Annotated in this window: 25 protein-coding genes and 1 pseudogene; 19 read left to right on the top strand and 7 right to left on the bottom strand. The window is 71.0% G+C overall.

The features are described 5' to 3' along the window. Positions 1–13 precede the first annotated feature (13 nt). Together Sspor_RS13810 and Sspor_RS13805 are read right to left on the bottom strand one after the other, a co-directional pair. Positions 14–865: a glutamate ABC transporter substrate-binding protein gene (locus tag Sspor_RS13810; RefSeq protein ID WP_202199416.1), complete on the bottom strand. Its 852-nt coding sequence runs from the start codon at positions 863–865 to the stop codon at positions 14–16. A 117-nt stretch (positions 866–982) separates the two neighbouring features. Then, positions 983–1,768 carry an amino acid ABC transporter ATP-binding protein gene (locus Sspor_RS13805; protein WP_202199415.1) on the bottom strand — a complete coding sequence of 262 codons (786 nt, stop codon included), beginning with the start codon at positions 1,766–1,768 and terminating at the stop codon, positions 983–985. Positions 1,769–2,066: 298 nt separating this feature from the next. On the opposite strand from Sspor_RS13805, the gene Sspor_RS13800 reads away from it, so the two are divergent. Then, positions 2,067–2,783, top strand: a complete 717-nt coding sequence (locus tag Sspor_RS13800; RefSeq protein ID WP_202199414.1) for a response regulator transcription factor — start codon at positions 2,067–2,069, stop codon at positions 2,781–2,783. Positions 2,784–2,795: 12 nt separating this feature from the next. Continuing rightward, positions 2,796–4,208 carry a sensor histidine kinase gene (locus Sspor_RS13795; protein WP_202199413.1) on the top strand — a complete coding sequence of 471 codons (1,413 nt, stop codon included), beginning with the start codon at positions 2,796–2,798 and terminating at the stop codon, positions 4,206–4,208. A 37-nt stretch (positions 4,209–4,245) separates the two neighbouring features. Here the strand turns inward: Sspor_RS13795 and Sspor_RS13790 are convergent, their stop codons facing one another. Continuing rightward, positions 4,246–6,396 (bottom strand): endo-beta-N-acetylglucosaminidase, encoded by a 2,151-nt coding sequence (locus tag Sspor_RS13790; RefSeq protein WP_202199412.1) that lies wholly within the window; start codon positions 6,394–6,396, stop codon positions 4,246–4,248. 54 nt (positions 6,397–6,450) lie between these two features. Beyond that, a complete protein-coding gene (locus Sspor_RS13785) occupies positions 6,451–7,719 on the bottom strand; it encodes a glycoside hydrolase 5 family protein (protein WP_202199411.1) in 1,269 nt (422 codons plus the stop codon). A gap of 532 nt (positions 7,720–8,251) precedes the next feature. Here Sspor_RS13785 and Sspor_RS13780 point away from each other — a divergent pair. Beyond that, positions 8,252–9,319 carry a LacI family DNA-binding transcriptional regulator gene (locus tag Sspor_RS13780; protein WP_202199410.1) on the top strand — a complete coding sequence of 356 codons (1,068 nt, stop codon included), beginning with the start codon at positions 8,252–8,254 and terminating at the stop codon, positions 9,317–9,319. 33 nt (positions 9,320–9,352) lie between these two features. Next, positions 9,353–10,390 carry an ROK family protein gene (locus tag Sspor_RS13775; RefSeq protein WP_237404305.1) on the top strand — a complete coding sequence of 346 codons (1,038 nt, stop codon included), beginning with the start codon at positions 9,353–9,355 and terminating at the stop codon, positions 10,388–10,390. A gap of 33 nt (positions 10,391–10,423) precedes the next feature. Here Sspor_RS13775 and Sspor_RS13770 read toward each other — a convergent pair whose 3' ends face one another. After that, entirely contained in the window at positions 10,424–11,419 is a 996-nt protein-coding gene (locus Sspor_RS13770; protein WP_202199409.1) for a TAXI family TRAP transporter solute-binding subunit, read from the bottom strand. 486 nt (positions 11,420–11,905) lie between these two features. Here Sspor_RS13770 and Sspor_RS13765 point away from each other — a divergent pair, with 486 nt between their 5' ends. The 11 genes and pseudogenes from Sspor_RS13765 to Sspor_RS13725 all read left to right on the top strand — a co-directional run bounded on the left by Sspor_RS13765 (position 11,906) and on the right by Sspor_RS13725 (position 20,179). Next, entirely contained in the window at positions 11,906–12,112 is a 207-nt protein-coding gene (locus tag Sspor_RS13765) for a hypothetical protein (protein WP_202199408.1), read from the top strand. Further along, on the top strand, positions 12,096–12,593 hold the full coding sequence (locus Sspor_RS13760) for a DUF6879 family protein (protein WP_202199407.1): 498 nt from the start codon (positions 12,096–12,098) through the stop codon (positions 12,591–12,593). Before Sspor_RS13765 ends, Sspor_RS13760 begins: the two co-directional genes overlap by 17 nt. Then, positions 12,590–12,748 (top strand): annotated as a pseudogene (locus Sspor_RS41330) (helix-turn-helix domain-containing protein); the annotation flags it as partial. The gene Sspor_RS13760 and the pseudogene Sspor_RS41330, both read left to right, overlap by 4 nt. Positions 12,749–12,865: 117 nt before the next feature. Further along, entirely contained in the window at positions 12,866–13,420 is a 555-nt protein-coding gene (locus tag Sspor_RS13755) for a DUF5753 domain-containing protein (protein ID WP_308445574.1), read from the top strand. Positions 13,421–13,880: 460 nt separating this feature from the next. Further along, positions 13,881–14,156 carry a DUF7848 domain-containing protein gene (locus Sspor_RS41730; RefSeq protein ID WP_444546262.1) on the top strand — a complete coding sequence of 92 codons (276 nt, stop codon included), beginning with the start codon at positions 13,881–13,883 and terminating at the stop codon, positions 14,154–14,156. 140 nt (positions 14,157–14,296) lie between these two features. After that, entirely contained in the window at positions 14,297–14,443 is a 147-nt protein-coding gene (locus Sspor_RS13750; RefSeq protein WP_202199405.1) for a hypothetical protein, read from the top strand. A gap of 6 nt (positions 14,444–14,449) precedes the next feature. After that, positions 14,450–15,613, top strand: a complete 1,164-nt coding sequence (locus Sspor_RS13745; RefSeq protein WP_202199404.1) for a methyltransferase domain-containing protein — start codon at positions 14,450–14,452, stop codon at positions 15,611–15,613. Positions 15,614–16,918: 1,305 nt separating this feature from the next. Next, positions 16,919–17,116, top strand: coding sequence for a hypothetical protein (locus tag Sspor_RS13740; protein WP_202199403.1), 198 nt, complete (start codon positions 16,919–16,921; stop codon positions 17,114–17,116). A 321-nt stretch (positions 17,117–17,437) separates the two neighbouring features. After that, positions 17,438–17,671, top strand: a complete 234-nt coding sequence (locus Sspor_RS13735; protein WP_202199402.1) for a hypothetical protein — start codon at positions 17,438–17,440, stop codon at positions 17,669–17,671. Positions 17,672–17,836: 165 nt separating this feature from the next. After that, positions 17,837–19,384: a tRNA (N6-isopentenyl adenosine(37)-C2)-methylthiotransferase MiaB gene (miaB, locus tag Sspor_RS13730; RefSeq protein WP_202199401.1), complete on the top strand. Its 1,548-nt coding sequence runs from the start codon at positions 17,837–17,839 to the stop codon at positions 19,382–19,384. A gap of 72 nt (positions 19,385–19,456) precedes the next feature. Then, complete coding sequence (locus tag Sspor_RS13725; RefSeq protein ID WP_202199400.1) at positions 19,457–20,179, top strand: class III extradiol ring-cleavage dioxygenase family protein; 723 nt, start codon at positions 19,457–19,459, stop codon at positions 20,177–20,179. Positions 20,180–20,303: 124 nt separating this feature from the next. Here Sspor_RS13725 and Sspor_RS13720 read toward each other — a convergent pair whose 3' ends face one another. Both Sspor_RS13720 and Sspor_RS13715 read right to left on the bottom strand, forming a co-directional pair. Beyond that, entirely contained in the window at positions 20,304–20,549 is a 246-nt protein-coding gene (locus tag Sspor_RS13720; RefSeq protein WP_202199399.1) for an antitoxin, read from the bottom strand. A 23-nt stretch (positions 20,550–20,572) separates the two neighbouring features. Beyond that, entirely contained in the window at positions 20,573–20,740 is a 168-nt protein-coding gene (locus Sspor_RS13715) for a gliding motility protein (protein ID WP_308296077.1), read from the bottom strand. A gap of 216 nt (positions 20,741–20,956) precedes the next feature. Between Sspor_RS13715 and miaA the strand changes: the two genes are divergently transcribed. The 4 genes from miaA to Sspor_RS13695 all read left to right on the top strand — a co-directional run bounded on the left by miaA (position 20,957) and on the right by Sspor_RS13695 (position 25,776). Continuing rightward, a complete protein-coding gene (gene miaA / locus Sspor_RS13710) occupies positions 20,957–21,895 on the top strand; it encodes a tRNA (adenosine(37)-N6)-dimethylallyltransferase MiaA (RefSeq protein ID WP_202199397.1) in 939 nt (312 codons plus the stop codon). Positions 21,896–22,027: 132 nt separating this feature from the next. After that, complete coding sequence (locus Sspor_RS13705) at positions 22,028–22,540, top strand: hypothetical protein (protein WP_202203646.1); 513 nt, start codon at positions 22,028–22,030, stop codon at positions 22,538–22,540. 138 nt (positions 22,541–22,678) lie between these two features. Continuing rightward, complete coding sequence (dapF, locus tag Sspor_RS13700) at positions 22,679–23,554, top strand: diaminopimelate epimerase (RefSeq protein ID WP_202199396.1); 876 nt, start codon at positions 22,679–22,681, stop codon at positions 23,552–23,554. Between the two features lie 140 nt (positions 23,555–23,694). Then, on the top strand, positions 23,695–25,776 hold the full coding sequence (locus Sspor_RS13695) for a RelA/SpoT family protein (RefSeq protein WP_202199395.1): 2,082 nt from the start codon (positions 23,695–23,697) through the stop codon (positions 25,774–25,776). The last annotated feature ends 75 nt before the right edge of the window (positions 25,777–25,851 follow it).

Here is a 25,851-nt window from a genome sequence, read left to right as displayed (position 1 = left end):
CCTCACCGATGAATCAGCTGCCTTCGGTGATCTGCGGGGCAGGCTCGTTCTTGTAGTTGGCCGGGCCGAGGTTCTTGTCCACGGCCTTCTGCCAGCTGCCGTCCTCGACCATCTTCTTGAGGGCGGCGTTGATCTTGGTCTGGAGCTCCTTGTCGCCCTTCTTCAGACCGATGCCGTAGTTCTCGTTGCTCAGGCTCAGCCCGACCAGCTTGAACTTGCCCTTGTTCTTCTCCTGTGCCGCGTAGCCGGCCAGGATCGAGTTGTCCGTGGTGAGGGCGTCGACGGCCTTGTTCTCCAGGCCGGTCAGGCACTCGGAGTAGCCACCCTGCTCCAGCAGGTCGGCCTCGGGGGCCAGCTTGGTCTTGACGTTCTGCGCCGACGTGGAGCCGGTGACCGAGCAGAGCTTCTTCTTGTTCAGGTCCTCGGCCTTGGTGATGCTCGTGTCGTCGGCGCGGACCAGCAGGTCCTGGTGCGCGAGGAAGTACGGGCCGGCGAAGTCGACCTTCTCCTTGCGCTTGTCGTTGATCGAGTACGTCGCGACGACGAACTTCACGTCACCGTTCGAGATCAGGTTCTCGCGCTCGGCGCTGGGGGCCTGCTTGAACTCGATCTGGTTCGGCTCGTAGCCGAGCTCCTTGGCGACGTAGGTCGCGACGTCGACGTCGAAGCCCGTGAACTTGCCGTCCGGGGTCTTCAGGCCCAGACCGGGCTGGTCGTACTTGATGCCGACGACGATCTTGTCCTTGGCGCCACCGGAGGCACCGCCGTCACTGGCGGCGTCCTGCTTGCTGCCGCCACAGGCGGTCGCGGTCAGGGAAAGGGCGACGGCGACGGCCGCGGCCGCAGCGGCCTTGGAGATCTTCATGATGAACTTCCCTCGGATGAGACGTTGTTGAACGACGAGCGAGGCTTACGGCGCCCGCGCGGCCGACAGGAACGATCCGGCGGCGATCCGCATACGGATGACTACCAGACGCGATCCTCAGTGGTGCAGGATCTTCGACAGGAAGTCCTTGGCGCGGTCACTGCGCGGGTTGCTGAAGAACTGCTCGGGGGTGGCCTCTTCGACGATCTTGCCGTCGGCCATGAAGACGACCCGGTTGGCCGCAGAGCGGGCGAAGCCCATCTCGTGCGTGACGACCACCATGGTCATCCCCTCACGGGCGAGCTGCTGCATGACCTCCAGCACCTCGTTGATCATCTCCGGGTCCAGGGCCGAGGTCGGCTCGTCGAAGAGCATCACCTTCGGCTCCATGGCCAGCGCCCGCGCGATCGCCACACGCTGCTGCTGGCCACCGGAGAGCTGCGCCGGGTACTTGTCGGCCTGCGAGTGGACACCCACCCGCTCCAGCAGGGACAGCGCCTTCTCGCGTGCCGCGGCCTGGTCGGTCTTGCGGACCTTGAGCTGGCCCAGCATGACGTTCTGCAGCACCGTCTTGTGCGCGAAGAGGTTGAACGACTGGAAGACCATGCCGACGTCGGCGCGCAGCCGGGCCAGTTCCTTGCCCTCGGAGGGCAGTTCCTTGCCGTCGAGCGTGATGGTGCCCGAGTCGATGGTCTCCAGGCGGTTGATGGTCCGGCACAGCGTGGACTTGCCCGATCCCGAGGGACCGATCACCACGACTACCTCACCGCGGGCAATGCTCAGATCGATGTCCTGAAGCACGTGCAGCGCGCCGAAGTGCTTGTTGACGTTGCTCAGTACGACCAGGTCGTCTGCGGCACCGGCCGCGTCCTGCACGTCCTTGGTCACTGATACTCCGCTCATCGGCTTCTTGCTCCGTCCTCCTCGGTTGGGAGGACAGTAGTGACGTGACGCGCACAACGTCATCACATCTGAGGGAGAATTGAGCATAACGATCCGGCCTCTTCCGGATACGCTCCGTGCGCGGCACCGATGTGGTCGATCATGTCCGCGTACCGGGTGCATAACGGAAGGCGCGCCGGGGCGGGACCCTCTTGACGTGGGACTCCGCATCGGCGTGGATGCATGGTGGCCCTACGTGCGGCCCTGCGCGTGACCAAGCGTGGTGAAGCCCGAGTGAGTGAAGAGGAGAGGGGGAGACATGAGACTGCTGCTCGTCGAGGACGACGATCACGTCGCGGCAGCCCTGTCCGCGATCCTCGCCCGCCACGGCTTCCAGGTCACCCACGCCCGCAACGGTGAAGAGGCCCTGCAGGCGCTCCTGCCGGCCGGTACGCCGACCTGTCCGCAGCCGTACGGCGTCATCCTGCTCGACCTCGGTCTGCCCGATCAGGACGGCTACGAGGTGTGCGGCAAGATCCGCAAGCGCACCGCCACACCCGTGATCATGGTGACCGCGCGGGCCGACGTACGCTCCCGCATCCACGGCCTGAACATGGGCGCCGACGACTACGTGGTCAAGCCCTACGACACCGGCGAGCTCCTCGCCCGGATCCACGCCGTCGCCCGGCGCACCGGCGCCGCCGAGGAGGCCGCCACCCCCGGCACCGGTACGCCCGCCACGGTCCGCCTCGGCCCCGTCAGCATCGAGCTGCCCACCCGCCGGGTGAGCGTGGACGGCGCCGACGTACCCCTCACCCGCAAGGAGTTCGACCTGCTGGCCCTGCTCGCGCAGCGGCCCGGCGTCGTCTTCCGCCGCGAGCAGATCATCAGCGAGGTGTGGCGCACCAGCTGGGAGGGGACCGGGCGCACCCTGGAGGTCCACGTCGCCTCGCTGCGCTCCAAGCTGCGCATGCCCGCCCTCATCGAGACCGTCCGAGGGGTGGGCTACCGGCTCGTCGCCCCGGCCGCCCCCTAGGGGCCCTCCGTCGTGCGTGCCCGTCTGCTCCCCCTGCTCGTCATCCTGATGGCGGGCACGCTGCTCGCCCTCGGTTTCCCGCTCGCGGTGAGCCTGGCCGCCGGGCAGCAGCAGCGGGTGGTGGTCGACCGGATCGACGACAGCGCCCGCTTCGCCGCCCTCGCGCAGTTCTTCATCGACGCCGAGGGCTCCGGATCCACCGGCGCCGCCGAGCGCCGCGAGATCCTCGGGCTCGAACTCGCCCGCTACCAGACCCTGTACGGAATCCGCGCCGGCATCTTCTACCGCGACGACAACGCCCTCGTCCGGTCCCCGGGCTGGTGGAGCCTCCCGCAATCCGGCGAGGGGCGCCGGGCCCTGGAGGAGGCGCTGGCCGGCCGGCGCAGCCACGATCCCCCGCAGGTGTGGCCCTGGCAGACCGACGGCAAACTGCTCGTCGTCTCCCCGGTCGTCCTCGACGGCGACGTGGTCGCGGTCGTCGCCACCGAATCACCCACCGACCAGATGCGCGCCCGGATCCTCCGGGGCTGGCTGCTCATCGCGGGCGGGCTCGCCGCCGCCATGCTGGTCGCCTTCGCCGCCGCCCTCAGGCTCACCAGCTGGGTGCTCAAGCCCGTGCAGACCCTGGACGCGGCCGCCCACGGCATCGCCACCGGACGGATGAACTCGCGCGTCGCGGCCGCCGGCGGGCCCCCGGAACTCCAACGCCTGGCCCACTCGTTCAACGAGATGGCCGACAACGTCGAAGAGGTCCTGGAGCAGCAGCGGGCGTTCGTCGCCGACGCCTCCCACCAGCTGCGCAACCCGCTTGCGGCACTGCTCCTGCGGATCGAGCTGCTCGCCCTCGAACTGCCCGAGGGGAACGAGGAGATCGCCTCCGTGCGCACCGAGGGCAAGCGCCTGACCCAGGTCCTGGACGACCTGCTGGACCTGGCGCTGGCCGAGCACGCCTCCGCCGAGATCAGCCTCACCGACATCGGCGCCCTGACGGCCGAGCGGGTCGCCGCGTGGCGCCCGTACGCCGAGGAGAAGGGCGTACGGCTCACCGGGACGGGCCGGGCCGCCGTCACCGGCTGGGCCGATCCCATCGCACTGTCCAGCGCGCTCGACGCCGTCATCGACAACGCCCTCAAGTTCACCCCCACGGGCGAGGAGGTCGAGGTGTCGGTCTCCACGGAGGGGCGCTCCGTCCGCGTGGTCGTCGCCGACCGCGGCCCCGGACTCACCGAGGACGAGCTGCTCCGCGTCGGCGACCGGTTCTGGCGCAGCGGACGCCACCAGAACGTCAAGGGCTCCGGGCTCGGCCTGTCGATCTCCCGTGCCCTGCTCGCCGCGGGCGGCGGGTCCCTCTCCTACGAGAAGAACCCGCCGCACGGGCTGCGCGTGACCGTGGCCGTCCCGCGCACCGACCCCCAGGGCTCCTGACCCGCCCTGACCGACAGGACACCCCACCCCCTGGCGCCTACCAGGTCAGCGTGGCGCAGGCCGGCTCGGACGCCGCGTACAGCTCGTCGACGGCCCGGACCTCGAAGGCCGCCGCCCGTTCCCGCCCGGCGCGCGGGACGGCGGGCAGATACAGGGCGGTGCCGCAGGTGCCCCCGAGGAAGGTGCGGGTGCCGTCGGGGAGGACCCGCCACACCTCGTGGTGGCGGGGCCGCCCGCCGGGTCCGGCCGCCGCCCGCCAGGACAGGCGCAGCCAGGCCCGGCCGTCGTGGCGGGCCGAGGCGTCCACGACCGGAGCCGCGGGCGGTGCCGGGCGCCGGGTGCGCGGCTCGTCGTGCACCGACACGGCGCCGATCCGCCACACCACCGGCTTCCTCCCGAGCGCGGTGATCCGTACCGCCAGGCCGTACGCGGTCCTGCCCGCCAGGGACGACAGCCGGGCCCGTGTGGTGCGCCAGCCCTGCCCGCTGTCCCGGGTTCCGGCCGGCAGCCACGTGTACGGGACCGGCTCGCCGGGGCCGGACGGCTCGCGGACGGCCACCCCGAGCTCCACGGCGACCGGCTCCGGCGAGCCCGTGGCGTGCACCAGTTCCAGGACCGTCCCGCGGGTCAGCGGCAGCCGCGTCGCATGCAGCCCGATGACCGCGGGCGCGCTCAGGGCGCCCTCCACCAGCAGGCTGGAGCCGCCGCGCCAGGCGTCCGCGAAGTCCAGGGTGACCGAGGGGCGCGCCCCGGCGGTGTCCACGGCCCAGCGGCGGCCCGGGAGCCGGTCCTGGAGCCCGAGGTGGTTCCAGGCGGCGTCCGAGACGGCCCTGCCGCCGTCGTACCAGCGCAGCCCGTGCCCGGTGTTGAAGGAGCAGGCGAAGGGGAGGGCCGTGACGGTGGAGCGGTCGGCGACGGCCGTGGCGGGGGCCCGCCAGCGGGCGCCGGGCGCGGGCCGGGCCGGGTCCAGGGACTCGCCCGTCCAGAACCGGTCGTCGGCGCGGTGGAAGGCCCCGGGGGAGCGGTCGGCGAGGTGGTTGCGGGTCCACTCGGGCCGGTAGAAGCCGTAGCTGACGACGTGCTCGCGCTCGCGCGGGACGATCGCGTCCCAGTCGACGACCGAGTCCCAGCCGCGGGACTCGGTGTCCACGGCGGCCCACAGGTCGTGGCGGGAGCGGCCGAGGCGGTCGGCGAGTGCGCCCGAGGCGGCCAGGGTGTCCGGGGTCCAGCGGAAGTCCACGAACATCGTGTCCGAGACCTTCCCGGCCCGGTCCTCGAAGAACTCCTGGTTGAGCGCGTTGAGGGCACCCTGCCAGCCCACCCGGCCGGTGCTGTTCATGGCGTCGTACCAGGTGATGCGCAGTCCGTGGGGCTCGCCGGCCGTCCGCAGGGCGCGCAGGAACCCCCGCATCCGGGTGGCGAGCGCGCTGTCCCCGCCGTCGGTCTCGGCGTTCACGAACCAGCCGTCGAAGCCGTACGTCCGGGCCACCCGGACGAGCGCGTCGGCGATCGGGAAACGGCCCAGGGCGTCCTGTCGCACCAGGTCGCGGGTCCACCGGAGGTCGCCGCCGTAGGCGACGGGAGGCAGGAACACATTGCCCAGCACCCGGACCCCGTTGCGGTGGGCGGCGTCGACCACGGGCGCGTTGGGCGCGAGCACGATGCCCTCGCCGGCGGAGCCGCCCCAGAAGACCAGCTCGTCGATGTACGCCCAGTGGGTGAGCGCGTAGTGGTCGGCGGTCGGGGAGCCCTGGGAGGGGTTCCCGGCCGTGGGCCCGAAGGACACCAGCGAGGCGATACGGGCCTGGCCGGCGCGCGCGTCCCGGTTCGCCGGGACCGGGGTGAAGCGCTCCGCCAGGGGCACGGTCGAGGTGTTGTACGCCAGATCCGGATCGCTCTCCGGGGCCCACCCGCTGAGCGAGCGCCACACGATCCCGGGGCCGGGGGTCCCCGACGGCAGGGAGTCGGGGAACCAGTACGAGGCGTACGGGGCCAGGCCGGCCGGGTCCGGTGCCGCGGGTGCCGCCACCGGTAAGCGTGCGGGCGCGGCGGCGGCCCGGGCGCGGCCCGCCAGGCCCAGGCCCAGGAGCGCGGCGGCCCCGGCCCCGGTGGCGAGCACCCTGCGCCGGGTCGGCCGTGTCGCGGCGGGCGGCGTACGCGGATCGACGCCGTGGTCGGTCTCGGGCATGCGGGGCTCCTCACGAGGGGATCGGGCGGATCGGGGCATGGGGGGATCGGGCGGTCAGGTCACGTCGTGCACGCGCAGTACCTCGGTGATGCCGCGCGCGGCCAGATGGGCGGGATCCGCGGCGCGCTCCGCGAGGACCACCGCGGGGCGCACCCCCTGGGCCGTCAGCACGGCCCAGGCCTCGAAGAACGCCCCGCCCGGGGCGCACACCGAGCGCCCGGGCGCCCCCGCCGCACCGCCGTCGGCGTCCTCGCCGGCGTCCACGGCGAGCGCGGTGGACCGCGGGGCCGGGCGGTGCGCGCGGCCCCGCCACTGCTCGGTGATCCGGGCGATCGCGGCGCCGACCGGTTTGGTCCGGCGGTCGTTGGTCATGAGGCCGAGGCCGTACTCCAGCTCCGGGAAGTCCGCGAGCTCCCGGGACACGTCGTGGGAGCACCACCAGGTCACGCCCCACACGTCCGGGCAGTCCAGGGCGTTCGCGACCGTGGCCTCGGTGAACCGCGCCGCGTGCGCGGGCGGGATCAGCGGCGCCGGGGCTCCGACCTCCTGGAGCCACACCGGGCGGTGCGGGTCCACGGCCCAGGCCTTGGAGAGCTCGATCAGGTACGCGGCATGGTGCTCCGTCGCCGTCCCGCACCGGCCGTGGCGCTGCGCGGTGCCGTTGAACACCCAGGAGTGCACGGCGGTGGCCGCGCCCAGCCGGGCCGCCTGGGCCGCGGTGAAGGGGTGCCCGTCCCGGTACCAGGCGGCGTCGTACTCGGCATGCAGATGCAGCCGCCCCGGTGCGCCCTCCTCACAGGCGGCGAGCATCCGCTCCAGCCAGCGGGCGGCCTGGTCCGGGGTGATCCGGTCGGGGTCGGGGTGCGGGGCGCCGGAGAACTGGTTGATCTCGTTGCCGACGGTCATGCCCAGGAAGTTCGGCCGGTCGGCGAGGGCCGCGGCCAGCGTGCGCAGGTACTCCTCCTGCCCGGCGACCACGTCGGGATCGGTGAAGATGCTGCGCCGGTGCCAGGTCCGGGTCCAGGCGGGCAGGAAGTCGAAGCTCGACAAGTGCCCTTGCAATCCGTCCACGTTGACGTCGAGCCCGCGCTCGGCGGCCGCGTCGGCGAGCGCGACGAGCTGCTCGACGGCACGCGGCCGGATCAACGTCCGGTTCGGCTGGAACACCGGCCACAGCGGGAAGACGCGCACGTGGTCCAGCCCGAGTGCGGCGATCGAGTCCAGATCGGCCCGCAGCTCGTCGAGGTCGAAGTCCAGCCAGTGGTGGAACCAGCCGCGGGCCGGTGTGTAGTTGGCGCCGAAGCGGAGCGCGTCATCGGGCACTGGGCGTCCTGGAGTTCTGGAGGAATTCACCGGATGCGCCACAACCTGCCCGTGCGGGTGAGGAAAGTCAACAGGGCCGAAGCCGGTGTACTTATGCGCTTCAGTCCAGTTGACACAAGGGGTCCGCACGGAAGAACCTCGGGAAACTAATGCGCTTTAGTTGTCGGGGGCCACAAGGAACCGCGCGGAAAGGAACAGCTGTATTTCGGTCACTGTGGCCCGCCGGTCCCGGTGCACACGGGTCCCCGTCCGAACCTGCCCGGGCCATCGCCGCCACCGGCCGCCCGAGGCCCCCGGGCGGCCGGCCGGGGTGGCCGCGCACGAAGCTCCGTACGCGCAGCGCCCCGTCGGGATCCTGGTCAGTGGCACGCCCGGCTTCGCGGTGGACGGCGGACCCGCCGCTCGAAACCCCTGCCGGAATCAACTGGATCGTCATAAAAGCCGTCTGTCAGGGCAGGATCGCGTACGGTCCGGCCATCGCCATCCGTATTCCGCCACGTGTGACGCACCCGAAGGACGAATGAGGCAGGCCATGGCCCGCAGACCCACGATCAAGGACATCGCCCGGCAGGCCGGAGTGTCGGAGAGCGCCGTCTCCTTCGCGCTCAACGACCGGCCGGGCGTCTCGCAGGACACCCGGGCCCGGATCCGCCGCGTCGCGGAGGAGCTGGGCTGGCAGCCCAACAGCGCAGCCCGCGCCCTGTCCGGCGAACGCTCCGGAGCCGTCGGCCTGGTCCTCGCCCGGCCCGCGCACACGCTCGGCGTCGAGTCCTTCTTCCTCCAGCTCGTCTCCGGCATCCAGGAGGTCCTCTCCACGGCCCGGACCGCCCTGCTGTTCCAGGTCGTCGAGGACATCGACGCCGAATGCGCGGTCTACCGCCGCTGGTGGGCCGAGCGGCGGGTCGACGGCGTCCTGGTCGTCGACCCGCGGACGAGCGACCCGAGGCCGGCGCTCCTGGAGGCACTGGCCCTGCCCGCGGTCACCATCGGCGAGGCCCTGTCCCCGGACGGCGCCGCGGCCCCGGCCCCGCCCGCAGCCCCCTCGACGCTGTCCTCGGTGCGGGCCGACGACGCCGGCGCCATGGCCCAGGTCCTGGAGCACCTGTACGGGCTCGGCCACCGCCGGATCGTCCACGTCGCCGGCCTGCCCGGCCTCGCCCACACGGTCCGCCGGATGGAGTCCCTGCGGGCCGAGGCCGGGCGGCGCGGCCTCGGACCGGACCAGGTGCGCTCGGTGGTCACGGACTACTCCGATGCCGAGGGAGCGGCGGCCACCCGACGGGTCCTCGCCGAGCCGGATCCGCCCACGGCGCTCGTCTACGACAACGACGTGATGGCCGTCGCCGGAAGCGCGGTCGCCGCCGGGCTGGGCATCCCCGTCCCGGGCCGGCTCTCGATCGTGGCCTGGGACGACTCCGCGCTCTGCCGGGTCACCCATCCCCGGCTCACCGCTCTCGTACGGGACACCGCCGGCTTCGGCCGACTGGCCGCCGAGGAACTCCTGGCCGTCCTCGCGGGCGGCCCGCCCGGGGTGCGGATCAGCGAGCGGCCGCGGCTGGAGCCGCGCGAGAGCACGGCGCCACCCCCGGCGCATACTTAATCCTGAAACCCTCCTGGAGTCGCCACCGTGATCATTCCCAGCGTCCCGTACCCCGCACCGCGGGCCGCCGCAGCGGCCTCCGGCCCGACGGTGGCGATCGACATCGGCGGTACGAAGATCGCCGGTGCGCTGGTGCACCCCGACGGCACGATGACGGCCACCACCCGCCGACCGACCCCGCGCGGGGCGGACGCGGACGGTGTCATGGCGGCGGTCGCCGAGGTCGTCGCCGACCTCTCCGAGTCGCCGGTGTGGGCCTCGGCGGTCCGCTGCGGGATCGGCAGCGCCGGCCCGGTGGACACCTCCCGGGGCACGGTCAGCCCGGTCAACATCGGGGCGTGGCGGGAGTTCCCGGTCCAGGAGCGGGTCGTGGCGGAACTCGCGGCGCGCGGAGCCGACCTGCCGACCGTGCTGGCCGGTGACGGGGTGGCGATGACCGCCGCCGAGCACTGGCTGGGTGCGGCCCGGGGCCACGCGAACGCACTGTGCATGGTGGTCTCCACGGGTGTCGGTGGCGGCCTGATCCTGAACAACCAGATCCACCCCGGCCCCACGGGCAACGCCGGCCACATCGGCCACATCAGTGTGGCTTTCGACGGCGAGCCGTGCGCCTGCGGCGGCCACGGGTGCGTCGAGTCGATCGCCTCCGGTACGGCGATCGCCCGCTGGGCCCTGGAACAGGGCTGGACGCCGGCCGGCACCCCGGACGGCGCGAGCGGCGCGAGCGGTGGGCGTGAGCGCGATGCCACGGCGGCGGGCGTGGCGGCCGCCGCCGCCGAGGGAGACCCGATCGCCCTGGCCGCCTTCGACCGGGCGGGCCGCGCCCTGGCCGCCGCCATCGCGGCCACGGCGACCCTGGTGGAGACGGACATCGCGGTCATCGGCGGGGGAGTGGCCGCCGCCGGAGACACGCTCTTCGCCCCGATCCGCAGCCACCTCGCGGCCTACGCCACGCTCTCCTTCGCCCAGGACATCCAGGTGGTGCCGGCGATGCTGGGCACCCACGCGGGCCTGATCGGCGCGGCCGCGGCGGCGACCATGCTGCTGCCGGCACCGCCGGCCTCCGCGTGAGCGTCCGGACCGGCCCCGGGGCTCACCGGGCCCTCAGGGCTTGACGGACCGGTAGTAGCGGCGCGCGCCCTCGTGCAGTTGCAGGGGGTCGGTGTAGATCGCCGTCCGCAGGTCCACGAGCTGCGCCGCGTGCACCTGGCGCCCGACGAGGTCGCGGCTGAGGATCACGGTCCGCGTCAGCTGCTCGGTGAGCTCGGGGTCCTGCTTCTCGGTGGTCACCAGCAGGTTCGGTACGGCCAGGGTCGACACGGCGCTGGTGTTGCGGGCCCGCGCGTAGGCGTCCTGCGGCATGACCGCCGTCCGGTAGTAGCGCGCCGGGCTGCCGCTCTCCTGCAGCGGTTCCACCAGGTCGCCGAGTTGCACGAGCCGGATGTCGAAACGCTCCGACAGCTCCCGCACGGCGTTCGTCGGCAGGCCGCCCGACCAGAAGAACGCGTCGATCCGGCCGGCCTCCAGCTCGCCCGGCATGGTGTCGATGCCTATGGACACCGGAGTGAGGTCCAGTACCGGATCGATCTCGGCCGCCCGCAGCAGCCGCTCCGAGACCAGCCGCACCCCGGAACCCGGCTGGCCGATGGCGACCCGCTTGCCGCGCAGGTCCCGGGCCGACTGCACGGGGGAGCCGGCCGGGACCACCAGCTGCACGTAGTCGTCGTAGAGCCGTGCGACGCCCTGGAGCCGGTCCGCGCCGGGCTTCTTGTCGAGCTGGTACTTGGCGACCGCGTCCGCTGTCGCCACGGTGAAGTCCGCCTCACCGCTGGCCAGCCGCTTCAGGTTCTCCTGCGAGCCCTCGCTGGTCTCCAGCCGTACGTCCACCCCGGGCATGTCCCGCGCGAGCGCCTGCTCCAGCAGCTGCCCGTACCGGTGGTAGACCCCGGTCCGCGCGCCCGTGCTGAAGGTCAGCTCGCCCTCCAGCTCCGGCTGCCCGAAGGGCTTCAGCCACCACGTCAGGACGCCGAGTACGGCGAGTACGGCCACCAGGACCCGCAGGGCGTGGCGCCTGCTGATCCGGGGCGGTACGAGAGGCATGGCCGCGATCCTGCCACCCGTCCGCCGTCCTGTCACGGCGCGGGCCGCCCGGGGGCTCCCGAGCGGAGCCGCCCCGGAGGCTTGCGGGCGGGTCGGCCGAACGGGGGACCGGAGGGCCACCGGGTACCGCCTACCCTTGTTGCATGACCAGCAGCGACCGGAGCCAGGCAGTGGACGTGAAGCGAAGCTACGAGGTGCGCACCTAGACCTCTGGTCATTTTGAAACGCAGGTAGCCCCCTGATCAGCCACAACGGCCGGTCGGGGGGTCTTCTGCCTCCCCAAGCCCCAGGAAGCCGGCTGCACGCCGCGCAGAGCGCCGATCCACCCCGCAGGCGACTCCAGGGACCCGACGACGATGGCAGGCCGGGAGACGCGTTTATGCGAAGACGCGCATAGTCGCGTTCGCGCATGGACGGCCTCGCCGATCCGTCCGTACGGTCATGGTCATCAGGCCCGGCGGGGGCTTGGCACCGAGGGGGTTTCACATGGCGCGTGAGGAACTGACCCGGCTCACGGGCAACGGAAACGGTGAGTGCGGGCAGGGCGACTGCCCGAACGTCTACCAGACCGCATCCGGGACGTTCATCGTCCAGGGCGACGTATCCGCAGCCTTCACCCCGCCGGCCGGCGAGGGACTCGTAGAGATCCCCGAAGCGGTACTCAGGGAGGCATTCCGTGCTCTTGGATGGTGAAGACTGGGCGTCGAAGTTCAAGACGTTCCAGACGGAAGCCTGGCGGCTTGAGACCCTGCCCCAGTACCTCGTACCGCAGGAAGCGGAAGAGTTCGCAGCTTTCAAGGCGGGGGCTCGGTTCCCCGGCCCGTACGAGGACTCGTGGACGGAGATGGTGCGCACCCGGAACGTGGGGCGCGTCCACGTCCTCACGCAGCCGCTGAGCGACTACCTGCGGTTCGAGTTCGAGCGGTACTACCAGCACCAGGCCCCGGCCGGAGAAGACATCCGCATCCTTGACGTGACCGACCGGCCGAACCCGCTGGCGGACGTCGAAGACTTCTGGATGTTCGACCGCTCCACGATCGTCCTCATGCACTACGAGGCGCACGGCAAGCAGATCAGCCGCGAACTCTACGAGGGCGACCCCGCCCCGTTCATCGAATACCAGCGCATCGCCGTAGCCGCGTCCGTGCCGTTCCTGGAGTACGCCGCGAGGTGAGTGTCGAACCAGAAGAGCTTGGCCAGTCAGGCGAGGAGCTGGCGGCCCTGCTGAAAGCGGTACGCAAGCGGTCCGGGCTCTCAGGGGCTCGGGCCGCTGCCCGCTGCAACATGTCTCAGTCGAAGGTCAGCCGGATCGAGAACGGCAAGGTCCGCCCGTCCCTCGTGGACGTAGAGCAACTCCTGAGGGCCTGCGATGCGGCCCCCGCTCTGGTCACCCAGGTCATGACCCTGGCTCGTCTCGCGAATACGGAGTGGCAGGGAGCCCGAGGCATGCGGCGCAAGGGCCTGGACAAGAAGCAGCTTGAATTGGCCGGCCTCGAAGCATCGTCGTCAGAGTTCCGCTTCTTCCTGCTCTCGATGGTCACGGGCCTGCTCTCGACTCCGGAGTACATCCGGGCGAGTCTCGCCCACATCCCCGGAGATCACTCGAAGACCATCGCCAGGAAGTTGGAGCGGCAACAGGTCCTGTACGACCGCTCGAAGCGCTTCACGTTCATACTCACCGAGCAGGCAGTCCGGTGGCCCCTCGTCGGCCCCGACGCGCTCGCCGTGCAGATCGACCACTTGGCCTCGCTTACGCACCTGCCGAACGTGCGGCTCGGAGTGATCCCCATGACGGTCCCGACCGGTCCCGCTCCGCTCAACACCTTCACGGTCTACGACGACCGCATCGCCACAGTTGAGCTGTCCACCGGTGTCATGGTCTTCCGGGACCCTCGGGATGTGGTGAGCCACCTCGAGGAGTTCTCGCACCTTGAGGACAGAGCCCTCTTCGGAGACGACGCACGGGCCTTTCTCGGTGGGTGCGCGACCGCCCTCCGATGATCTTTAGTCCATGACGCGCATGATCGCGCTCCACCGCCGCAGTCCGGTGAAGGATTCCCCCGGACTGAGACAACGGCGGAGGGCGCGGTGATGGCGGCAACGACGGCACAGCAGCAGGTGGCAAAGCTCTTCATGCCCCCGTGGCCACAGCCTCCCGCCAACTGTGAGCGCTGTCAGAAGTGGGCCAAGGTGCGCGTGCTGGCCAAGGGGCCGTGCCGGGGCACGGTCGTCAGCGACATGAACGTGTTGATGCGTCGCCACGCCGCCCGGGGGCACGCGTGAGTGCACCCGCCTGCATCAACAGGGCTACGTGGCCTGCCTACGACCCCTCGTGCGGCGTGTGCACGGCACTGGACGCGGAGCGGAACGAGGCCGCTGACGCGGGCGAGTGGCGCGAGGTATCCAAGATCAACCAGGAGATCGGAAACCACCCGCACATGAGGCGAAGGGTTGGTGCCTGATGCGAACGGTAATGCGGTTCGTGAATCACCGAATCATCCCGCTTGCCCGGAAGCGGCCTGTCGTGTCTGCGAAGTGTCTGTACGAGGGGTGCGGCTGGACAGCAGAAACGAGCGACGACTTGGCCGTTGTTGACCGGCAGGGCATGAGCCACACGGGTCTCAGCCCGCATCACGCGATGTTCGGCCGCACCTTCGAAGACGTCGCCATTGTTCAGCGGGTGAGCCAGTGGCCGACGACGACGGGGAGAAGCTCCCCCGCATCCCCCGACTACTGACCCTTGCCGCCGCTATCGCCTGGGTTGCAACGGTCGCCATGATCGTTGCCCGGGGATGGACGGCCCAACAGACTCCCGCCCCGCCAGGGCGGGTTGGCAAGCGAGAGCCCCCACACCCTCACGAGTGAAGGAGTACCGATATGCCCAAGCACGGTGGCGGTACCGGAGACGGCCAAGGCGGAAGCCAGCAGGACGACGGCAGCTCCGGGCGCGGACACGGCGGCGGCGGCACGGACACGGGGAGCGGCGGTAACTCCTCGGACGGCTCCGGCCCCGCAAAGAAGTAGGGGTATATGACCAAGCGCGAAGAGGGGGCGGGCCCTCAGGGGCTCGCCTCCGCGCTCGTTGCATCGGGCGCGTTGCAGAGGGATTGGTCGTCCACCTTCCACGCGGTCCCCCGGGACATGTTCGTACCGGCCCGCATCTGGCCGGGCATCGCGTCAGGCACCCGGCAGCGCGCTTTGGTGGACCGCGACACGGACCCGGACGCGTGGCTCACTGCCGTGTACTCCGACATCCCCCTCACCACTCAGTGGGACGACGGACAGCACACCGGCGACGACGTAGGGACTACCCCTACCAGCTCGAACTCTCGGCCTCACATGGTCTTCTCGATGCTGTCTGACCTTGATGTGAGGGAGGGGCACAGGGTCCTTGAGATCGGTACCGGGACCGGTTGGAACGCGGGTCTCCTGGCTCACCGTCTCGGTTGCGAGAACGTCGTCTCCATCGAGTACGGCCCTGAGGTAGCCAAGGGGGCCGCCGTCGGGAACTTGCGAGATGCCGGACTGTCCCCGCTGGTGATCGTGGGAGACGGCAGGCGTGGTCAGGCGGACGGCGGTCCGTACGATCGCGCCATGGCCACGTGCTCTGTCGGGGACGTGCCCTACGCGTGGATTCAGCAGACCCGTACCGGCGGGATCACCATCGCCCCGTGGGGCACCGGCTACGGGGGCGAAGCCATCGCCCGGCTTGTCGTGGGCGAGGACGGCACGGCTTCCGGACACTTCACCCGCTCCAGTGCTTTCATGCGGCTCCGGCAGCAGCGTCCCGACCGTGCCGACCACGCCGCCTACCTCAAAGGCCAGGAGTGGCCCGGGGACGGCGTCAAGAGCACCACGACGCTTTCACCCGAGGGCATCGACGGATGGGCCGAACAGTTCGCCATCAGCCTTCGGGTACCGGGAACGTTCTGGTCTGTGGAGCACGACACGGACGGCTCTTACGTCGTGTGGTTCTACGGCGACGACCGGCAGTCGTGGGCGTCCGTCGACTACGAACCCGGGGCGAGTGAGTACCTCGTAGTCCAGTCCGGCCCCCGGAAGCTGTGGGACGAGACGGAAGCCGCCTACCGATGGTGGGAGGAGCAGGGACGCCCGGACTTCACCCGGTTCGGGCTCACCGTGGGCCCTGACGGCCAGACTCCGTGGCTCGACCTACCGAACAATCCGGTCTGACATCAAGCCTCGGTGCGACGATCCGTAGGCCGTACCTAGTCCGAGTTGAGAACGCCTCTCTCAGAACATCGCAGGTCAACCCGGCCGCCCGCTCCACCGCGGAACCTTCAACTCGACACAGGAAAAGGCCCCGACCTCCCTCTCAGGGGAAGCCGGGGCTTCGTTCGTCACCGGACCACTCGTCCTTCATTTTGGTAACCCCGGGACGATTTCGCTGCCTATCGCGTACCGGCCAAAACCCTTGATCAATCGGGGGTCCCCACCTGCCCGACCATGACCCTTTACTCAAGCCGAAAGTAGCCGACTCGTGTTTGGGCAGGCTTTTGTTTGCGTCTGATCAGCAAGCTTTCAGGCTTTATGTTCTAACTCATCGCTTCAATCGCTCACGCTTATATGTGTGTGTACGTACATGTAGCGGTGCAGTGTGGTGCACACATGGAGCGGGTGTGTGTGGCTCGCATGTGCACGCGGATTGAGTGAGTGGCTAATGAGTGAGTGTGTGGTTGTGGATAGAGGCTGAATCAGTTATTCACTGACGCTTGGCTGTAGTGGTGGGGTGCTGTGGGTAGGGGTGCTTACCGAGAGGTCCTGTATGGAGAGGCCCTCTTAGGGGCCTGGTATCCCCGGAGACCCCGGGGATGCCTGCCTGGATGCGGGCCTCACTCTGGCTGGCACTCCGTTGAAGCCGGTCGCGGCCATGCGCCGGTCGGGGTGGACGAGGACGGCCCCGATGTGGGACCGGATGCAGTCGCCGCGGGCTGACACCGCCTCAGCGATGCCGACGAAGTAGGTCTACCAGTCGGGATGTTCACTGCCGTGGATCTTCAATCTCCTTTCTGACCTTGGTGTTTGCTGATGCTGCGAAGGTTGGGCTACCGTCATTGCAGACGACGTGCCCTAACCCGGCGCGGAGCGATAGGGCTTGCCAGCCCGAGTCGCCTTGTGTCACCTACAAACACACATACACATCGATCGGCAGGCGCAGTTGTCCGCCGATCCAAGACGGTATCCGCAAGGAAATCGTCTGACCGGGAATGCACTGACCCGGTTCAGCCTTTGGCGCTAGGGATATGTACCTCGCCAGGGGGCTCGCTATGCAGTTCTAGCATCATTTGAGTTTCGGAGTTCTACTTACCGATCTCAACGAATACTCCAGAGGACAAAGGACGTCCCGACGGAGGCACGGTCTAGCGGGCGCCGTGTTTGACAGGGAACTCACACCTGTCTTCGTTGAGGTCGGCGCGTCCCTCAGCGGGGCCGCCTCTCTACGAAGGCGCTAGCCACTGCCCGCTGAAAGAGGACCTGATGAACCCGACGATCGTCGAGCTGGCGCTCAACAACCCCGTCGTCCCGCCCAGCCTGGCCGGCCTGGTCATGTTCGGCATGACGATGCTCGCCAAGCTCTACACGTTCCGCGAGGTCATGCGCGACACGAAGCCCTGCGACCGCGCGGCCATCATGGAGGCCCACAAGAACATGTGGCAGGTGCGGCGGCGTCGCTAGCGGCTACTCCCCGAGGAACCGTACGAGCTGCCCTTGGGTTTGCCCACCTTGATGACGCGCGAGCCGTTGTCGAGGGCGGGGCAGGGACCTCCGCGGTGGGACTTTGGTCCTGCGGCCGGCAAGGGCGTTGGTCCCGAGGGGTGCGGGTACGGAACGGGGCCCCGGCGGCTGTCTCCACCAGGGCCCCTCTGCTGTGCGCGTCGACTGATCAGTAGCCGGAGAAGCCGGTGCCGGAGATTCGCGCCGAGTGGTGCCCCGAGACGCTGCGGAACATCGTCACTTCTCCGACGATCCGGGGACGCATGTCCCACAACCGGGAGATTGTCTACTGCGACGACGGCATGCCGGTCCGAGTCGGCCCCGCTCCTTGACGTGGCGTACTGCGACTGCGGCGGCAAGCTCCACCTACGGCAGGTGAAGCGCAAGCGGCTCGGCATGGTCCCGGCCGACCCGGCCATGGACGTCGTGCTCAGGGCCATGGGAGAGCACGCGGAATCCATGGCGCAGCTTGAGAAACGCGGAGCGGTGGGCCCGACTCGGCTGGGACGGACGTAGGCGCCTGCTCATGGAAGGAGCCTTCACGCTGGTTGCTGCCTACCGTAAGAAGGCTGGTCGTGGCGGTGCCGCTCGCAAGGGCACGCACACACAGCTCCTCGTGTGCCCGGGTCCTGATCTTGCCGCGCGACTGAACGCCCAGGAGCACGCCCTTACCCTTGTTGCATGAGCAGCGTGGAGCCGGGTGGAGCAGTGGACGAGAAGCACGAGCATGAGGTAGCCGTACCAAGAAGCTACGAGGTGCGCACCTACGGGTGCCAGATGAACGTGCACGACTCGGAGCGGCTCTCCGGTCTGCTGGAGGACGCCGGCTACGTCCGGGCGCCCGAGGGCGCCGACGGTGACGCCGACGTCGTGGTCTTCAACACCTGCGCGGTCCGCGAGAACGCCGACAACAAGCTGTACGGCAACCTCGGCCGGCTGGCCCCGATGAAGACGAAGCGCCCCGGCATGCAGATCGCCGTCGGCGGCTGCCTGGCGCAGAAGGACCGCGACACGATCGTCAAGCGGGCCCCCTGGGTCGACGTCGTCTTCGGTACGCACAACATCGGCAAGCTGCCCGTGCTGCTGGAGCGCGCCCGCATCCAGGAGGAGGCGCAGGTCGAGATCGCCGAGTCGCTGGAGGCCTTCCCCTCCACGCTCCCGACCCGCCGCGAGTCCGCGTACGCCGCCTGGGTCTCGATCTCCGTCGGCTGCAACAACACCTGCACCTTCTGCATCGTCCCGGCCCTGCGCGGCAAGGAGGAGGACCGCCGTCCCGGCGACATCCTCGCCGAGGTGGAGGCCCTGGTCGCCGAGGGCGTCTCGGAGATCACCCTGCTCGGCCAGAACGTGAACGCGTACGGGTCGGACCTGGGCGACCGCGAGGCCTTCAGCAAGCTGCTGCGCGCCTGTGGCCAGATCGAGGGCCTGGAGCGGGTCCGCTTCACCTCCCCGCACCCGCGCGACTTCACGGACGACGTGATCGCGGCGATGGCCGAGACCCCGAACGTCATGCCGCAGCTGCACATGCCGATGCAGTCCGGATCGGACACGATCCTGAAGGCGATGCGCCGCTCGTACCGGCAGGAGCGGTTCCTCGGCATCATCGAGAAGGTCCGCGCCGCGATCCCGCACGCCGCGATCTCCACCGACATCATCGTGGGCTTCCCCGGTGAGACGGAGGAGGACTTCCAGCAGACGATGCACGCGGTGCGCGAGGCCCGCTTCGCGAACGCGTTCACCTTCCAGTACTCCAAGCGCCCCGGGACCCCGGCGGCCGACATGGAGGGGCAGATCCCCAAGGAGGTCGTCCAGGAGCGGTACATGCGCCTGGTCGCCCTGCAGGAGGAGATCTCCTGGGACGAGAACAAGAAGCAGGTCGGCCGCAGGCTGGAGGTCATGGTCGCGGAGGGCGAGGGCCGCAAGGACGGCGCCACGCACCGCCTCTCCGGCCGCGCCCCCGACAACCGCCTGGTCCACTTCACGAAGCCGGAGGCGGAGGTCCGCCCGGGCGACGTGGTCACCGTGGACATCACCTACGCGGCCCCGCACCACCTGCTGGCCGAGGGCCCGACGCTGACCGTGCGCCGTACCCGGGCCGGCGACGCCTGGGAGAAGCGCAACGCCGCCCCCGCCCAGCCGGCGGGCGTCATGCTCGGCATCCCGAAGCTGGGCGTCCCGGCGCCCCTGCCGGCCGTCGAGTCCGGCTGCTCGGTACCCGCCTCGTCCTGAGGTCCGGCCTGCCGCGGGGGGCGCGGCGACGCGCCTCCCACCACTCCAGGACGTCCGGCTAGGCTGCGGATCATGCTCGTAGCCGCTGCCGTCTGTCCTGCCCCGCCGCTGCTCGTGCCGGAGGTCGCGGCGGGGGCCGCCGCCGAACTCGGCGACGCCCGTGCCGCCTGCTCCGACGCGCTGGCGGTGCTCGCCGCGTCCAGGCCCGACCTGCTGGTCGTGATCGGAGCCGCCGCCGAGGGCGGCGCGTACGACCAGGGCACCCCCGGCAGCTTCGCCGGGTTCGGCGTGGACCTGACCGTCACCCTCGGCCCCGACCCGGGCGAACCGCCGAGCGGCCACGCCACCGGCGACACCCTGCCGCCTTCCCTCGCGGTGGCCGGCTGGCTGCTCGGCCGGGCCCGCTGGGCGGCCGCGCCCGTCGCCGGAGTGGCCGTCGCCGCGGACCTCGCGCCGAGCGGCTGCGGACTCCTCGGCGCGGACCTGGGCGGTGCCGCCGAACGCGTGGCCATGCTGGTCCTCGGGGACGGCAGCGCCTGCCGCACCCTCAAAGCCCCCGGCTACCTCGACGAGCGCGCCGCCGCCTTCGACGCGGCCGCCGCCCGCGCGCTGGGCACCGCCGACGTGGCCGCGCTGGCCGGGATCGACGCCGCTCTCGCGACCGAACTCCAGGCCGCCGGACGGGCCCCCTGGCAGGTGCTGGCCGCTGCCGCCGAGGGCGCCGGGCTGGAAGGGCGCCTGCTGTACGAGGACGCGCCCTACGGCGTGGGGTACTTCGTCGCCGCCTGGTCGTAGCCGCGTACCGGCTCCCGGCCGCGTACGTGCCGCAGCGCCGCCGGGGGCACGGGTGGCGCCCAGGGAACGGTGAAGGGGCGCGGGACCGGCATCAGCCGGTCCCGCGCCCCTTCACCGGACCGCGTCAGGAGGCGGCCGGCGGTGTCGGCCCGCCGGGGGTGTCCTTGTGCGCGATCTTCCCCAGGGCGTCCTTCGCCTTGCCCGTCCCGCTCGTGATCTGGCCGCTGTACTTGCCCTTGGTCTTGGAGTCCACGGCCTTGGCGACCTTGTCCAGACTCTCGCCGATCCTGCCCTCGTGCTGCAGGGCGAGATCGCCGACCTTGTCCTTCGCCGGAGCGAGCTTGGCCTTCAGATTGTCCAGCAGGCCCATGGGTCACCTTCCGTTGGCGATCGCTACGTACGGGCGCCCTCGCCGGCCTCGCTGTCCGCGGCCACGGGGGCCGACTGCTGCTTCGGGATCTCCACGGCTTCCGCCCCAGGAGAGTTCTCGGCAGCAGGCTCGGCCTCCTCGGCCGCGGCGGACTCCGCCGTCAGGTCCTCCGTCGCGACCTCCTCGGTCACAACCTGTTCCTTACGACGAAAAAACCGATCAAAAACGCCCATGTCTACTCCCGTAACGCTACTCGTGTGAGTGAAGTTCCGCGTCGACCGGACCGGCCTGCGCCGGGCGTACGCCCGGCCGGAACCTCGCCAGGGCAACGACCCCGACCGCACCTCGTCACGTCACTCGATCGGGTACATGCCTGCGCCTTGACCTGGGGCTGCGAGACTGGGGCGGTGAGGAAAGCAGCCACCGCCCCGCGGGTCATCGCCGTCGTAGGTCCCACCGCGGCAGGAAAGTCCGACCTGGGCGTCGCCCTGGCCCGCCATTTCGACGGCGAGGTCGTCAACGCCGACTCCATGCAGCTGTACCGGGGGATGGACATCGGCACCGCCAAACTGACGACCGAGGAGCGCGGCGGTGTCCCGCACCACCTCCTCGACATCTGGGACGTCACCGACACCGCGAACGTCGCCGACTACCAGCGGCTGGCCCGCCTGGAGATCGACAAACTGCTCGCCGAGGGCCGCACTCCCGTCCTCGTCGGCGGATCCGGCCTCTACGTCCGCGGCGCCCTGGACGTCATGGAGTTCCCCGGCACCGACCCCGAGGTCCGCGCCCGCCTGGAGGAAGAGGTCACGCTGCGCGGCCCCGGCGCCCTGCACGCCCGGCTCGCCGCCGCCGACCCGGCCGCAGCGCAGGCCATCCTGCCCAGCAACGGCCGCCGCATCGTCCGCGCGCTGGAGGTGATCGAGATCACCGGCCGCCCCTTCACCGCCAACCTGCCCGGCCACGAGTCGGTCTACGACACCGTGCAGATCGGCGTCGACGTGGCCCGGCCGGAGCTCGACGAGCGGATCGCGCTGCGGGTCGACCGGATGTGGGAGGCCGGGCTCGTGGACGAGGTCCGCGCACTGGAGGCCCGCGGGCTGCGCGACGGAATCACCGCCTCCAGGGCGCTCGGCTACCAGCAGGTCCTGGCCGCCCTCGCCGGTGAGTGCACCGAGGACGAGGCACGGGCCGAGACCGTCCGGGCGACCAAGCGGTTCGCCCGCCGCCAGGACTCCTGGTTCCGCCGCGACCCGCGCGTGCACTGGCTCAGCGGGGCCGCCGCCGACCGGGGGGAACTCCCCGGACTCGCGCAGTCGTTGGTCGAACGAGCGGTCACAGCCTGATCACGTGATGGCATCGGGACGCCTCACGCGCCAGTAGCGGGGCCGGGGGCGTGCCATCATCAAACTCCAGCGGGTGCGATCACCTGCGATGAACGGCGGCGTACTGAGTCCGAGTGGGGAGGGCGCGTGGCGATGGAGGCCGGCCCTCGTGACACCGGGCGGGACGACACCCGGAGGGAAGCGGATCCGATGCTTCTGGACGGGACGGACGGGCCCGCGGGGCTCGGGCTGCCCGCCGATCCGGCGCGCCTGACCCCGGACGGCCCGGACGCCCCGGACTCCGCCGAGGCCGAGGCCGCCGCCGGACCCGAGTTCGAGGTCGAACTGCGCCCGCAGCGCCGCCTGCGCCTGTGGCAGATCGCCCCCATCGCGATGCTCGCCGCCACCGGTTCGCTGATGTTCGCCTTCCCGCTCGCCTTCGAGTTCGGCGACGGCGGAGCCGTGGTCGCCATGCTCGGCTTCCTGATCAGCTGCTGCGCCGGAGGCTGGGGAATGATGGCCGCCCGACGGGTCGGCTACACGTGGCCCGGTCTCCCGGCCCGGGGGAGCGGCCGCCGGCCGGACTGGCGCATGGCCGCGCTGTACGCCGTCGTCGCGCTCGCCGTCGTAGGCCTCGCCGTGTACCGGGTCGCCCGGCTCCGCTGACCGCGGCCGTCCGGTTCCTCGTACGGCCCCGCGCAGTCCCCCGTCCGTCGCCCGTCCAGTCCCCCGTCCGGTCCCTGTTCCGATTCCGCCCCTCGGACGCTCCGGCACCTCTGAGCTGGGGCTCGGTACCATGGGCGGGTGACGCAGACCACCCTCTCCTTTCTCAAGGGCCACGGCACCGAGAACGACTTCGTGATCGTCCCGGACCCGGACAACGCCATCGAGCTGCCCGCCTCCGCCGTCGTGAAGCTGTGCGACCGGCGCGCGGGGATCGGGGGCGACGGGGTGCTGCACGTCGTCCGCTCCGCCGCGCACCCGGAGGCCGCGCACCTGGCCGACGAGGCCGAGTGGTTCATGGACTACCGCAACAGCGACGGCTCCATCGCCGAGATGTGCGGCAACGGCGTGCGCGTCTTCGCCCGCTACCTCCAGTACGCCGGACACGTCGAGCCCGGCGACCTCGCCGTCGCCACCCGCGGCGGCGTCAAGCGCGTGCACCTCGACAAGGGCGGCGACGTCACCGTCTCCATGGGCCGGGCCCGGCTGCCCGAGGGCGAGGTCACGGTCAGCGTCGGGGAGCGGAGCTGGCCCGCGCGCAACGTGAACATGGGGAACCCGCACGCCGTGGCCTTCGTCGACAGCCTCGACGACGCCGGGACCCTCTACACCGCCCCGCCGTTCAGCCCGGCGTCCGCCTACCCGACCGGGGTCAACGTCGAGTTCGTCGTCGACCGCGGCCCCCGGCACGTCGCCATGCGCGTCCACGAGCGCGGCTCCGGCGAGACCCGCTCCTGCGGCACCGGCGCCTGCGCCGTGGCAGTGGCGGCCATCCGCCGCGACGGGGCGGACCCGGCCACCACCGGGGACGCGGTCGCGTACACCGTCGACCTGCCCGGCGGAACCCTGATCATCACCGAACACCCCGACGGGCAGATCGACATGACCGGACCGGCCGTGATCGTGGCTTCGGGAGAGTTCGACGAGGCCTGGCTCACCGAAACGGCTTTCGCCTGAAGCTTCCCTCTAATGGGTGATCCGTTTCACGCTGAGCGAGAGGTGGACTGCGCCACGTGGTGGGGTCGGTAACATCAGGCACCGGCCCTGAGGGCTCACCCCATGCCCGCCACCGCCGGTCGAAGCCGCCGGAGGTGCCCATGAGTGCAGAGGCCACGAACCCCGAAGCACACCCCGAAGCGCGCCCTGAGCTCCGCAGACGGGGGCGGACCAGGCTCGATCTGCGCCGGCTCGGGCGTGCGGCCCTGCTCGGGCCGACGTCACGAGACCGGCTTCCGGACGCGATCGGCCATGTCGCCGAGGCGCATCGCGCCCACCATCCGGACGCCGATTTGTCCATTCTGCGCCGTGCGTATCTCCTCGCGGAGACCTCGCACCGCGGCCAGATGCGAAAAAGTGGTGAGCCGTACATCACACATCCGCTCGCCGTTACCCTGATTCTCGCCGAACTCGGCGCGGAGACCACGACCTTGACGGCCTCTCTGCTCCACGACACCGTCGAGGACACCGATGTGACCCTCGATCAGGTCCGGGCCGAGTTCGGCGACGAGGTGTGCTTCATCGTCGACGGCGTCACCAAGGTGGAGAAGATCGACTACGGCGCCGCCGCCGAACCCGAGACCTTCCGCAAGATGCTCGTCGCCACCGGCAACGACGTCCGCGTCATGTCCATCAAACTCGCCGACCGGCTGCACAACATGCGCACCCTGGGCGTGATGCGCCCCGAGAAGCAGGCCCGCATCGCCAAGGTCACCCGCGACGTCCTCATCCCGCTCGCCGAACGGCTCGGCGTCCAGGCACTCAAGACCGAGCTGGAAGACCTCGTCTTCGCGATCCTGCACCCCGAGGAGTACGAGAGCACCCGCGCGCTCATCGCCGCCCACGCCGGGGAACGCGACCCGCTGCCCGCCATCGCCGACTCCGTACGCGGCGTCCTGCGCGACGCCGGCATCGCCGCCGAAGTACAGGTACGCCCGAGGCACTTCGTATCCGTTCACCGCATCGCCCGCACCCGCGGCGAACTGCGCGGCTCCGACTTCGGCCGCGTCCTCGTCCTCGTCGGCGAGAACGCCGACTGCTACGCCGTGCTCGGCGAGCTGCACACCTGCTTCACCCCGGTCGTCTCCGAGTTCAAGGACTTCATCGCCGCCCCGAAGTTCAACCTCTACCAGTCGCTGCACACCGCCGTCGCCACCCCCGAGGGCTACGTGGCCGAGGTCATCGTGCGGACCCGGCAGATGCACCGCGTCGCCGAGGCCGGCGTGGTCGCCCTCGGCAACCCGTACGCCACCGCCACGCCCGACGCCGCCGCCGACCCGGACGAGGAGCGCGTGGACCCCACGCGGCCCGGCTGGCTGTCCCGGCTGCTCGACTGGCAGCAGTCCGCGCCCGACCCCGACACCTTCTGGACCGTGCTCCGGGCCGAGCTGGCGCAGGACCGGGAGATCACCGTGTTCCGGGCCGACGGGGGCACCCTGGGCCTGCCGGCCGGGGCCAGCTGTATCGACGCCGCCTACGCGCAGCACGGCGAGGCGGCCCACGGCTGTATCGGCGCCCGCGTCAACGGGCGCCTCACCTCCCTGTCCTCCCCGCTGTCCGACGGGGACACCGTTCAGCTGCTGCTCGCCCAGGACGCCTCCTCCGGACCCGCCGCCGAGTGGCTGGACCACGCGCGGACCCCCGCCGCCCGGATCGCCATCAGCAGTTGGCTCGAAGCCCACCCCGACCGGGCCATGTCCACGACCTCGGCCGCCCGGGCGCCGCTGTCGGTGGTCGGAGCCCGCGGCGGCGGGGGCAACGCGGTCGCCGATCTGCCCGACGCCACCGTGCGGCTGGCCGGGTGCTGCACCCCGGTGCCGCCGGACGCCGTCGCCGGCTTCCTGGTCCGGGGCGGCGCCGTCACCGTCCACCGCATCCACTGCGCGGCGGTGGCGCAGATGCGCGCCGTGGGGCGCACGTCCGTCGCCGTGCACTGGCGGGCCACGGCGGACTGCCGGGTCACCCTGCTCGCTGAATCGTTCGGCCGCCCGCATCTGCTGGCCGATCTGACCGAGGCCATCGCCCGCGAAGGCGTCGAGGTGGTCTCCGCGACCGTGGAACCGCCGGTCGAGCAGCGGGTGCGGCACAGCTACACCCTGCAGCTGCCCGACGCGGCCGGGCTGCCCGCGCTGATGCGGGCGATGCGGGACGTGCCGGGCGTGTACGACGTCAGCCGGGTCTAGGCCGACGCCTGCCGGGTGCCGACGTAGGCCGGGACGGCTCCGGAAGGTCCCGTTCGGGTGGAACCGTCGCGCGCC

The sequence above is a fragment of the Streptomyces spororaveus genome, assembly GCF_016755875.1.
GTDB classification, from domain to species: domain Bacteria; phylum Actinomycetota; class Actinomycetes; order Streptomycetales; family Streptomycetaceae; genus Streptomyces; species Streptomyces spororaveus.
The sequence above is the reverse complement of the archived record's forward strand: the minus strand, read 5'-3'. Positions and strand labels throughout refer to the sequence as shown.